At 55.2% G+C, this 11,818-nt stretch carries 6 protein-coding genes; 5 read left to right on the top strand and 1 reads right to left on the bottom strand.

Annotation, left to right across the window (positions count from 1 at the left end; all coding sequences use genetic code 11):
* Nucleotides 1-7: 7 nt before the first annotated feature.
* Nucleotides 8-2,059: a beta-propeller fold lactonase family protein gene (locus AC2FJV_RS10185; RefSeq protein ID WP_496713605.1), complete on the bottom strand. Its 2,052-nt coding sequence runs from the start codon at nucleotides 2,057-2,059 to the stop codon at nucleotides 8-10.
* 212 nt (nucleotides 2,060-2,271) lie between these two features.
* Between AC2FJV_RS10185 and AC2FJV_RS10180 the strand changes: the two genes are divergently transcribed.
* The 5 genes from AC2FJV_RS10180 to AC2FJV_RS10160 all read left to right on the top strand — a co-directional run bounded on the left by AC2FJV_RS10180 (nucleotide 2,272) and on the right by AC2FJV_RS10160 (nucleotide 11,756).
* Complete coding sequence (locus tag AC2FJV_RS10180) at nucleotides 2,272-6,102, top strand: beta strand repeat-containing protein (protein ID WP_496713603.1); 3,831 nt, start codon at nucleotides 2,272-2,274, stop codon at nucleotides 6,100-6,102.
* 60 nt (nucleotides 6,103-6,162) lie between these two features.
* The gene (locus tag AC2FJV_RS10175; RefSeq protein WP_496693773.1) at nucleotides 6,163-6,957 is read left to right on the top strand and encodes a SapC family protein; all 795 of its coding nucleotides are present in this window, start codon (nucleotides 6,163-6,165) and stop codon (nucleotides 6,955-6,957) included.
* A gap of 137 nt (nucleotides 6,958-7,094) precedes the next feature.
* Entirely contained in the window at nucleotides 7,095-8,318 is a 1,224-nt protein-coding gene (locus tag AC2FJV_RS10170; RefSeq protein ID WP_496689262.1) for a TolC family protein, read from the top strand.
* Complete coding sequence (locus AC2FJV_RS10165) at nucleotides 8,315-10,462, top strand: type I secretion system permease/ATPase (RefSeq protein WP_496689260.1); 2,148 nt, start codon at nucleotides 8,315-8,317, stop codon at nucleotides 10,460-10,462. Before AC2FJV_RS10170 ends, AC2FJV_RS10165 begins: the two co-directional genes overlap by 4 nt.
* Entirely contained in the window at nucleotides 10,446-11,756 is a 1,311-nt protein-coding gene (locus AC2FJV_RS10160) for an HlyD family type I secretion periplasmic adaptor subunit (protein ID WP_496693774.1), read from the top strand. Before AC2FJV_RS10165 ends, AC2FJV_RS10160 begins: the two co-directional genes overlap by 17 nt.
* The last annotated feature ends 62 nt before the right edge of the window (nucleotides 11,757-11,818 follow it).

The raw sequence follows: 11,818 nt of genomic DNA, 5'->3' as shown, positions 1-11,818 counted from the left end.
GTCGTCTTTAAACCGCTTCGAGATTGCCCAACAGGATCGAAGTCATGTCAGTCGTGATCACTCCGTCTACCGCGACGACATCGACACCGGTTTCGTAGGTCACGTTTGAACTTGTGATCCCCGACAAATCAGCGTCTGCGTCCAGAAACACCCACTCTGCCTCATGCGCTGTGGGCAATCCGACGGCGATCTGCAAGATAGCCAGCGCATCCAGAGCGTTGATGAGGCCATCTTGATTGATATCGGCTGCAATTAGGTTTTCCGGTGCTGCCTGCCCCCATGTCGGGTCCAGTCCCACAGAAAGCCGCAAGACCTGCAATGCGTCCAAGGCCGTGATCTCGCCGGTCCCAGCCGAATAGGACTTTATGATATCCAGTTCACCGATAAATGTGCCCGAAGGCAGATCCAGATCGAACCTCCCTTCATCGTCGGCTTGGACACTAACCGTGCCGCCTCCGTCCGGGGTGAAACGTATTTCAGCGTTTGACAGACCGGGATTTGCAGCTTGTGAATCAATGGTAATATTCCCTTGAATGCCTGCCGAACTGTCCGGGTCGAGCCCGCCCAAACCGTTCAAATCCACCGGAATATGGTCTGGCCCGCCAAATCCGGCGCCAAAGACATCTGAACTGGTCAGCGGAGCACCTGACGCCGAAAACACCTGAACCACATTATCCAGATACCCGATCTGCGCACCTTGCGCGGTGGACGTAAAAGTGAGCTGTCCAGGTGAGCGCAGGAATGGATAGTCAAACAGATCCAGCCTGTCCGATCCGACTTCAAAATCGGTAATCGTTGTCATCGCGCTTCCGGTCTGCATCACAAAGATATCAGACCCGGAACCGCCGGTCATCGTAGTGGCCCCAATCCCCGCTATCAGGATGTCATCGCCGCCGCCGCCAAGTAGAGAGGCATCAAGGATGCTGCCACTGAGCATATCGTTCTGCGCGGTTCCAGTGACTGTCCCATAACCGTCCGCTACTATACCCGGGTCAGCGACCGAAAAAGTAAGCTGCGTCAACCCGGCCTCTTCTTGTGAGGCGGCAAAGATCTGAATGTCGTCCCCGACATGGGCCACGCTGAGCGATTCGACATTTTGCAGCCCGGTGCTCAACGTATCGGCAAAACTGTCCAGATAGACCAGTTGACCATCCGGTGTCAGGGTAAACAGTGTCACCCCATCATCGCCTCCCCCGGCCACGACAAACACCTGACCATTCACTTCGACCACGGCCAGGTCCTGAGCCGATTCAAAGCGGGTATTCAGTGTATCCAGGACATGATCGGTGGGTATCAACCGGCCATCACCAGACAGCTCCATGACGCTGATCGTGTTGCTTTCGCTGCCAGCAACGATGACCCAGGAATGGCCATGCGCCTGCACAATTTCGACGGCCGTTGGGGCGCCAATGCCCAAGGTCGAGACCCCATCGCCGGAATCTGCGAGGCTCAAGGTTCCCGCGCTGCTGTCCACCAAATAGGTCGTTATCGAATTGCTGGTGGCGTCGGTTGCAACGACAAAATGATCCGACCCGGACTGAGCGGTCTGGATCGAGTCGGCCTGACCTGCAACGGCCCCCGCAAAGGTCAGTGAGCCGTCTGAGCCGACCGTATAGGTCGAAATCAACCCGCTGCCCTCTTGCGCCACGGCCAGAATGTCGACCGATCCAAAGGAAACCTGCACTAAGGCCGAATAGCCACCCCCACCGTTCAGGGTCCCGGTTTCCTGTAATTCTCCGATAGATCCGTCTGGAAGGATTTCGTAGCTGACAAGGCCGGTTGCGGACCTGACATCCAGAACGATCTGATCGCCCCCCAACAGAGAAACCATTACCCCGGAACGTCCAACTGTGCCCGAGATTGTACCACTGAAATATTCTATGTCTTGCTGCTGGGGAACCGCGCCTTCGACGAGGTGCCATACAACAATGCCCCCTCCCTGTCCGGTCAGGCTGTACAGATACGTTTCCCCGTTAAACGTTTCTAAAGCCGTATCGCCGATACCTGAATCGAGCGCTGCGCTCCCTGTTGCAACTACTCCGCCGAACTGAAGCATCATACCAAATCACCCCACGCCAAAACCTGGCTCTTGAACAGGATGATCTGATGCCCGGTCCAATACCAAAGCGGGATTGTGGTGAAAACGAGGAGTTCGGTTTCAGTTTAACACAATTTTTTCTGGTCCGACCGCATGAACATCCGATGGGCAACACACATGAACAAAACGTCGCTGCCCATGATTTCAGCGCGGAAACAGCATGTGAGGGCAAGATGACCAAAACACCTGATATGACACGCAATCCTGCAAGTACCCGGCCCGATGCGGGTCAGCGGCAACAGATACGCAAGTGGATCGGCAACAAAATGCGTCGCTGGGTCGGGCGCGGTATCGCAGGCAGTCTAAGTTCGGCCTTGCTTGCCCTTCCTGCGTTGGCACAGGCCACGACCGAAGAACTGGACACCTTCCAATTCGCTGATGCGATTCCCGGCGTTAACAGCGCAAAGCTGCTGGCAAATGGCGATGTTCTCCTCAAATTGGAAGATGGGCGCACGATTTTGGTCTCGGCAGAGAATGTTCATATCCTGGATGGCGGCTCCATCATGATTGCCGAAGATGCGGCGGCGGAAATCGCGCAATTCGCACTGGCCGCCGAAGCCGGGGGAGCCGCAGCAGCCGCTGGCGGCGTTAGCGGCGCCGGTGCTGTTTTGGGGGGCCTTGGTCTGGCGGGTGCAGCCGCAGCAGGGGGAGGTGGTGGCGGCGGCGGTGGAGATGACGAGGCTCCGGCGCCCGCTCCAAATTTCCAGAGCCTGAACCTTGCTGGTCTGCAAGCGAACGCATTGAACAGCGCCAGCGCAAACCTGATGGCACCGACCGGAACCACAACGGTCGAGGTGACAATCGGGTCACTGACCAAGACGGCAACGCCCAATCCAGATGGCAGCTGGAGTATTTCCCTTACGGCGGTTGAGGCGGCTAGCCTTCCTCAAGGTGTGACAACAGTCACCGTTCGCAACCTGGATGGAGCGGGTGAGGAAGTATCGGTCGAAACGGTAAGATTCGATGTGGACACTCTTCCACCGACGGTCAGCATTACGGGCTTTTCGGACGGGGCCATTCTGAATGCCGCCGAGCAAGCGACCGATCTTACAATCTCGGGCACTTCTGACGCCGAGAGAGGTCAAACAGTAACGGTATCTGTAAACGGGCAGACTTATACTGGGACAGTGAATGGCGGCGGCCACTGGAGTGTTACCGTGCCGGCCACAGACCTGGCCGCCCTGCCTGACGGGGTGACCGTTTCAGTGACTGCCGATGTCGACGACCGCGCGGGTAATCCGGCGGTACAGACAAGCGCAAGCTTTGACACAGACTTTAGCGCTCCAACGATCACGCTTGATCCGGTCTCTGGCGGCTCGATCGGCCTGGGGGACATTAGCTCTGATCTGGTTGTGTCCGGGTCAACGTCCGCCACAGACGGTCAGACGGTCACTGTGACGTTCGATGGCCAAGCATATACCGGCACCGTGTCAGGCGGTACTTGGAGTGTCACCATACCCAGCGGCGACCTCAGCTCGCTTTCCACCGGAATTCCGGCCACGGTAAGTGTTGTCGTAGATGATGTGGCAGGAAACCCATCGGTACCGGTCACCGCCTCGGTTCCGGTCGATCTGACGGGACCCTCGGTGAATATCGCGCCATTGTCAGTTGGCGCGGTCATCAACGCTGCCGAAACCGCCTCCGACCTGACCATCAGTGGCACAACAGGAAATGTTCAGGACGGCCAGGTGGTGACAGTCACCCTGGATGGACAAACCTACACCGGTTCAGTCAGCGGCGGCAGTTGGAGCGTCACCGTCCCTGCAAGCGATCTTGCATCGCTGGCAGATGGGGGCGATTTCACGATCACGGCGGATGTGCTTGACACAGACGGCCTATCTGCACCGCAGGCAAGTGTCCCGCTTTCGAAAAATGCCACCGCGCCGACTGTAAGCATCGACAACTTTTCCGACGGCGCTGTCATGAATGCAGCCGAACAGGGCACTGATCTGACAATCTCTGGAACAACGAACGCTGAGGATGGTCAAACCGTAACCGTTTCCATGAATGGGCAGGACTACACCGCAACCGCCTCTGGCGGTACCTGGTCGGCGACCGTCCCGGCGATAGATCTTGCTGCCCTGTCCGATGCAGCAACCGTCAATGTTACCGCAGATGTCTCGGACGCGGCTGGAAACCCTGCCCTGCAGGCCAGCGGCAGTTTCACAACGGATTTCACAGCACCGGCGGTCTCTATCACCGGGTTGTCGGATGGGGCTGTCATGAACGCCGCGGAACAAGGAACCGACCTTACAGTGTCCGGAACCTCTGATACGGCAGATGGCACGGTTGTGACCGTAGAAATCGTTCGGCAGGACGGCACAGTTGACGTCACCGGCACGGCGACCGTAACGGGCGGGTCCTGGATCTATACCGCCTCAGCCGCGGATTTGGCCGGACTTCAGGATAGCGAAACCTACGATGTCGAGGCATCTGCTTCGGATGCGGCTGGGAACACAACAGCGACATCAACCAGTTTTGACACAGACTATACAGCACCAGCGGTCACCATCGACCCTCTTTCGGTCGGGTCAGAGCTGGATGTATCCGAAAAAGATAGTGACCTGACGATCACCGGGACTACGGATGCCGCCGATGGGGAAACGGTTACAGTCACACTGAACGGGCAGTCCTATACAGGCACCGCCTCAAGTGGCACCTGGTCAGCAATCGTTCCGTCCGGTGACTTGGGAGCGTTGACAGACAGCACAACCTTCCAGGTTTCAGCGACGGTTACGGATTCCGCCGGCAACATCTCTACCGCCGCCGCCACCCCGTTAGCCACGGATTTCCGGCCTGTCCTGACAATCAATGACACCGGAACAAACGGTGCCGTTTCATTGAATGACGCCCAAAATTCAGGAGTCGTTGTCTCTGGCACGTCAATAGGCCTTGCCGCAGGCGAGGCTGTAGATGTGACGTTGAATTCCATGTCAGTCGGAACCGCTACGGTCGGTGCCGACGGAACCTGGACACTGTTGGTAAGTGTTGCGACCTTTGCATCAGTCGAGGCGGGGGATGATCTGGACTTTGGCGCAGAGGTTTCTGTGGCAGGTGGCCCTGATCCTTTGCCAGTTACGGATGAAAACACGGCCCATGAACCTGCAGCCTATGTGATCACTGAAGCCGGACAAAGTGGATCAACAGTCACATTTGAAATCTACGCAGACCCTGATACGGATCTGTCCAGCGGTCTGGCGATCACAGCCGAACTGGGTTTCGATCCCTCAGTGGTGACGTTTGACACCGGATCAGATGTCGAGAATGGGGCATTCGATTTGTTCCTGACGAACCCGGTGAGTGGATCAGCCGTCAGTTTTGCTGGCGCGGCGACCACCTATTCCGACCTGTCCCAACCCATCGTCACATTCACGATGACAGTTCTAGATGCCTCTGAACCGATTGTTCTGACGTTGACGACTCCGGATGGTGGTCCATCGGTGCTGCAGATCGGGACGTCAGGCGACGACACATTGATTGCAACCAACATCGACAACGTCATTCGTGGCCAGGACGGCGATGACACAGTGGATGTCTCAGGTGCTGGTCGGGACATTGTCGTGTTCGAGCCGGACCCAACAGCAAATGGCGTTGATACGATCACTGGCTTCACGACTGGACCCGCGACTGACACCGCTGATGCGATCATGTTCAGTGGATTGGATGTCGACAGCCTGCGCGGCGACGGAACAGGTGTGGAAACGCTTTCAGTAGGGGATGCACTAGGCGCGGACACCGGAGTGGTTGGTTTGATGACAGAGCTGAGCGATCTGACTGCTCAAACCATCGAGACCGCGGTCGAAAGCCTTACCGGCGCCGAAGCAGGTGACGAGATCTATGTCCTGGCTACGGATGGAACTGACAGTGTGCTAGTCAAGGTCGACTATTCCGCATCCGATGCGGCGACAGTCGAAACGGTGGCCCATTTCACCGGATTGGATGACCTCAGCGGGCTTACTGCTGACAATATTCTGCATACCGATCCAACCGGGGCCAGTGCCTGACACTCGACTACACTGCCACCCTGCACGGGTGGCAGTATTCTCGATATTCAAGAGGTTGCCATGGCACAGAATGGCCTAGTTCCAATCAATTTCAACCGTCACAGTCATCAGTATTGGAAGCGTTTCACATCTTATGACTTTGCAGCTGAACGCACCGAGAGCGTGATCGTGGAAGAAGAGGTGCTCCAGATTGCAGCCACTTTTCCGATTGTGTTTCGCAGGACCGGCCCAGAAATTGAACCGATTGCTGTATATTCACTTCTTGCTGGTGAACCCTCGCCATTTGTTTCAACAGAAGGGCGTTGGCTGGCCAGCTATATTCCGTCCGAACTGCGCAGCCACCCCTTTTCGTGCCGCCGAATGGATAACGGCAGCACCTTTCAGCTGGTGGTAGATGAAGGTTCAGGCCTGTTGACCGAAGAGTGCTCTGACAATCCCTTTTTTTCAACTCCGGATACGCTCGGCACTGAATTGAAAGAAGTTCAAAACTTCTTGAAAGCGTGCGCAACCTCTCAGATTAGAACAACCGAAATTTGCAAGATGATAGACGCATTTGGGCTGTTTGAGCCCCTGAGCGGCAATTTGGAATTAGGCTCTGCACATAACTGGTTGCAAATCAACTCTGCACGCCTGGAACAGCTATCGGCAAAACGCAAATTTGAACTGGTCGAAACAAAAGGCTTACGCCTGATCTATGGCCATCAGGCTTCATTATCCAATCTCAGATGGCTTTTTCAGGCGCAAAAGCAGATTTCCCAGGCCGGTGCATCTGTAAAATACACCGAAAATTCAGAACTTACCGGTTTCATGAATGCATTCGCCCAAGCCCAAACCGATGACGTAATCTGGCCCTAATGAAGTGTGAATGACAAATGCCCACATGCGGTCGCTTTTTGAGTTTTCTGATTTCTGCTCTCTCTTTCAACATAGTATCGGCCTGTACCCAACCACCTGACATTGCCGGTGTCGAGGCTTCTTTTTCAACCGGGGCCGTGGGTTTCCGCACACATGAACCATCTCAGAAACTGACCACCAGTTCCTTTGGCAAGCGCGTACGGCACGCTGTCGAGACCAGCCCCAACCTCGCGCGATCTATGTCCGCGCTGGATGTGGCGGTAGCCAATCACGACGCGGCAAAAGGGGCCTTTCTTCCGCAGGTTTCACTTGGAATCAACGCCAGATCCGAGCGGGTAGACTCGGACACAGCCGACGTGACCCCTTATCTGCGGATCTCACAGCTCGTTTATGACGGGGGGGCCGCATCCGGTGATTTGACTGCTGCAAAAGCACGGGTTTTTGAAAGTCGCGGCGGCCAGTTATCAACAGCCTCGGCAACCGCTCTGGCTGCGATTGAGGTCTATATAGTGGTCTTGGATTTACGGAAAATCCTGGATATTTCGGTGAAAAATGTGGAAGTCCACCAACAGCTCGTTCAACAAATTTCCGAGAGGGCTGCATTAGGCGCTGGTTCGAACGCCGATGTATTGACAGCGCGGTCGCGGATGGCCGATGCACGGACGCGACTGGCGGATGCAAAAGCCAGAGTGGACCTCGCCGATGCCCGTTTTCGTGAAGTTTTTGGCAGCCCATCAGGTGATCTGCAACCCCCAGTCAAAGCGCCGACGATCTCACAATCGGATCATAGTATCGTAACGGGAAGCCTGCAGATTCGACGTTCGGAAGCGGCCCTGCTTGCCGCCAAGGCAGAACGTGCTGCCGCTTTGGCACGCCGTCAACCCGGCGTGAATGTTTCGGCATTTGCGGATCGCGATGATAGCAATGACGCAAATTTCGGGGTCGACCTATCCTTCAATTATGAGCTGGACTCTACTGGACAGCGCCGTGCCGCCATCACCGCGGCTGAAGCCAAAGTTCGCGAAGCGGAATTCGTTCATCAATCCCTAACGCGAGAAATACAAAGAGAGCTGGACACAATTCGCGCTGACCAAATTGCTGGAGCACAACGGCTTAGAGAGGCGCGAATAGCTGCGCAGGCGAATGCTGACAGTGTTGCAGCGGCGCGCGCGCAATTCACAATCGGACGACGCAGTCTGATCGAAATCCTAGACGCACAGCGCGACTATGTGAATGCGCAGGAGAGACTTATCCTAGCCGAACAGAACTATTTCCTGACAGATTACGCAATCCTTAGTTTGACTGGTGACATCCTGGATCTCCTTGGCATTTCAATCAGTTCCGTTGAGGGTTCTCAATGAAACAATTGACACCTGCCTTCGCAACGCCCGAGTTATCGTGCTTTGAAAAATGCCTGATGCACGCTGCGGCCCATCTTGACTGTCCAATCACGTTTGCCGGGATCCTCGCGGCCCAAACAGGCTCGAACGGAGAGCTTACAATCCGCGATTCATTGGAACTGGCACGGCGTGTTGGGGTCCAGGCGGGATACGGAAGAAGGGCTTTGTCAGCTTTTGACAACACTTTGGTTCCTGCGTTGTTGATTCTTGAAGGGGGAAGATCCGTTGTGTTTCATGGCCGAACCTCAAATGGTCGGGTTCTGATCTATGATCCGGAGGTTGGCACGGAAATAGGTCAAATTCAGCAAACCGATCTATCAGAAGTCTATACAGGGTTTGCGATCCTGCTGCGGCGCAATCACCGTGAGGATTTAGCCACGGGGCCCAGTTCTGCTTCGGGCCACTGGTTTTGGTCTGCTATGGCGGAAAATCGTTGGTCTTACACTCAGGTTGCGCTTGCGGCGGCGTTGGCAAATCTGCTTGGTCTATCTACCTCGGTTTTTATCATGGTCGTCTATGACCGTGTTTTGCCAAACGAAGCCACAGAATCTCTGATTGCTTTGACAGCAGGTGTTGGGATCGCGCTGCTTTTTGATTTCGTGCTCAAACTCCTGCGGGCAGGATTCATAGATCGGGCTGGCCAGAAAGCAGATATTTCGATGGGCCGTAGAGTCTTTGACCAGGTCCTCAACATTCGCATGAAGGCGCGCACAGGTTCGACAGGGGCCATGGCCAGCACCATTCGTGAATTTGAAACACTCCGTGAGTTTTTCACATCCGCCACCTTGGTGGCAGTCGTAGATCTACCCTTCATAGCATTGTTTGTCTTTGTCATTTACTTGGTCGGTGGCCCACTTGCACTTGTTCCAGCTCTGGCTGTGCCTGTCGTTTTGCTAGCAGGCATCATCGTGCAACCTATACTTTCTCGTCTTGCCGAGAAAAGCTTCATCGATGGTCAATCCAAGCAATCGGTTCTGGTCGAAACTGTATCCGGGTTGGAGACCATAAAAACGACAGCGGCGGCCCGGCCAATGAGGTCGCGGTGGGAGGCTGCCATACAGCTTCAGTCATCACATGGCGCGCGCAGCAGGGCAGTGACTCAATTTGCCTTGAATCTGACCGGATTTACCCAACAGGCCGCCCAGGTCCTTATCGTTTTCTACGGTGTTTTTCTTGTGATGGATGGTCAGGCAAGCATGGGCGCGCTTGTTGCTTCGGTCATGTTGACCGGGCGGGCTCTTGCGCCACTTGGGCAACTGGCACAGACCCTGACACGGGTTAATCAGGCCCGAAATGCCTATCAAAACCTTAATGCCTTAATGCAGGCCGACAGTGAACGCCCCGAAGGGCGGAGCTGGATCAGTCGCGATCGCTTTGAAGGGAGATTAACCTTCGAAAATATCCAGTTTGCTTATCCCGAAAAACACGACAACGTCTTGTCCGGTGTTTCATTCACCATCTCGCCCGGAGAGAAGGTTGCAATCCTTGGTCCGATCGGCTCGGGGAAAAGCACGGTCGCGCGGCTAATGCTTGGCTTGTACGATCCAGACGCCGGGTCCGTTCAATTGGATGGGGTCGATATCAGACAAATTGATCCAGGTGATTTGCGGCGCAATATCGGCTCTGTTCTGCAAGATATTTGGCTGTTTTCCGGGTCAATCCGCGACAATATCAAAAGCGGCGCAATCAGGCCAAGGGATGAGGACCTGATTTGGGCGGGGCAAGTCGCTGGGGTCGAGGATTTTGTCTCTCGCCATCCCGGAGGCTATGACCAAAATCTGGCAGAGCGCGGTGAGGGATTGTCAGGGGGACAACGGCAGGCCATCGCCTTGGCCAGAGCCTTGATTGGTAAACCTCCGGTTCTTCTTCTGGACGAGCCAACAAGTGCCATGGACGTCAAAACCGAAGCTGAGGTCATACAGCGGCTCAAAAAGGCGACCCCCGACACAACTATGCTGATCGTAACCCATCGAACCAGCCTATTGGAACTTGTCGATAGGGTTATCGTCATAGAGGGCGGCAAAGTACGGGTAGATGGACCAAAAAGCATACTGTCACAGCATTCCGGAAAGCAACGGAGGCATCTGAATGTCGCAGCATCATGACCTAGCCTCGCTTGCGCGGGAAATGCGAGGCGGGTCACCGGTCAGGAGTTCATTGCTTCTCTTGGTAATCCTGACTTTCCTGGCGACAGCAGCGTTTTGGGCCCATTTCACTGAACTTGATGATGTCACCCGTGTAGAAGGCCGCATCGTGCCGTCGGCGGATGTTCAGATGATTGAAGCTACGGAGTCCGGCATTCTGCAGTCATTGAATGTCCGAGAAGGCGAGGTTGTTGAAAAGGGGAAGTTGCTGATGGAGTTCGATACCACCCAAATCGACAGCAAGCTCAGCCAAGAGGAACAGCGTGCATATGGCTTGAGAGCCCGATCTCAGCGCCTGCAAGCAGAGATAGACGAGACCGAGCTGACATTTGATACGATCCTGGTCCAAGGTGCGCCGACTGTTGTTCAGTCTGAGACAGCTCTGTTTCAAGGCCGGCGATCAGAGTTGCAGGCAGAAATCTCAATTCTGATGAGCCAACGGGAACAACGGTTAAGAGAATACGAAGAAGGGCTTGTCGATACGGTGACCGCGTCCGAGACTTTGAAAGTTCTGGCCGAGGAACGGGCAATCATTACCCCCCTAGTAGAACAGCAGATGGAACCCGCCACGACACTATTGTCATTGCGACGCAGCGAGGCTGAGTGGCAAGGCCGCCGGACCAGGGCTGAAGCCGCTACCAACCGTCTGAAGACAGGATTGGAGGAAATTGATGATCGGGTTCGGGCGACACAAAGCAGGTTTCGAAGTGCGGCTTTGACCGAACTTGCATTGGCAACTGCGGAACTGGCTACTCTGGAACCATCACTGCCAGCCTTACGAAACAGAGCGGAACAGGCACAAATCAGGTCGCCGGTACGCGGCATCGTAAATCGCATTCACCGCACGACCATAGGCGGTATGGCACGGAGCGGTGAGGAACTGATCGAAATTGTACCGCTGGATGAGTCTTTGTTGGTCGAAGCCTATGTCCGCCCCGAAGACATCGCATTTCTGCACCCTGAACAGTTGGTTCGGATCAAGATTACTGCCTATGATTTTGCTCGATACGGGGCCTTGGACGGGCAAATTATCCGTATCGGGGCTGATACCGTGACGCGATCTGAGCGGGACGATGAAGAAGTTTTTGTCGTGGAAATCCGGACCAACCACTCGATGTTGGATGGGAACGGAGTAGCGGTTGAAATTATTCCCGGCATGATTGCCGAGGTGGATATTCTTGCGGGCAAGAAAACCGTTTTGGACTACCTGCTGCAGCCGATTGTCAAAGTCAAAGATCAGGCTCTTCGTGAGTAGTAATTGACCGGGCCAACGCCCATTACTTCTCGATGCCGTTCAGAATCTATGTGGGGCCCCGC

The organism is Ruegeria sp. CDSA241 (genome assembly GCF_059611265.1).
The sequence above is the reverse complement of the archived record's forward strand: the minus strand, read 5'-3'. Positions and strand labels throughout refer to the sequence as shown.